General features: G+C 65.5%; 1 protein-coding gene. It reads right to left on the bottom strand.

The window, feature by feature from the left end:
* Positions 1 to 791: flavodoxin-dependent (E)-4-hydroxy-3-methylbut-2-enyl-diphosphate synthase (ispG, locus tag DY218_RS24260; RefSeq protein ID WP_128558271.1), on the bottom strand; the 791-nt coding region annotated here is incomplete at both ends.

Raw genomic sequence — 791 nt, forward strand, 5'->3', positions numbered from 1 at the left:
GAGACGATCTCCAGACGCCGCGGCTTCAGATTCAGCGACTCCAGGATCTGATTGCCGACCTTGATCTCCTCGACCGGCGGCGCCGACAACGACACCCGGATGGTGTCCCCGATCCCCTCGGACAGCAACGCACCAAAAGCCACAGCCGACTTCACCGTGCCCTGGAACGCCGGACCCGCCTCCGTCACCCCGAGATGCAGCGGATAGTCGCACTGCGCGGCGAGCTGCCGGTACGCATTGACCATCACCACCGGGTCGTTGTGCTTCACCGAAATCTTGATGTCCCGGAAACCGTGCTCCTCGAACAGCGACGCCTCCCACAGCGCGGACTCGACGAGCGCCTCGGGAGTGGCCTTGCCGTACTTCTGCAGCAGACGGCGGTCCAAAGAACCCGCATTGACACCGATACGGATCGGAGTACCCGCATCACCGGCCGCCTTGGCGATCTCCTTCACCTTGTCGTCGAACTGCTTGATGTTCCCCGGATTCACCCGCACCGCGGCGCAGCCCGCATCGATCGCCGCGAACACGTACTTCGGCTGGAAGTGGATGTCCGCGATCACCGGGATCTGCGACTTCTTCGCGATCACCGGCAGTGCGTCGGCGTCGTCCTGCGTCGGGCAGGCGACCCGCACGATCTGGCAACCCGACGCCGTGAGCTCCGCGATCTGCTGCAACGTCGGGCCGATGTCCGACGTACGCGTCGTCGTCATCGACTGCACCGACACCGGAGCATCCCCACCGACCGCCACCGTGCCCACCTGAATCTGCCGCGAGCGACGCCGCTCGGC

It is taken from the genome of Streptomyces triticagri (genome assembly GCF_003429565.1).
Taxonomy (GTDB): domain Bacteria; phylum Actinomycetota; class Actinomycetes; order Streptomycetales; family Streptomycetaceae; genus Streptomyces; species Streptomyces triticagri.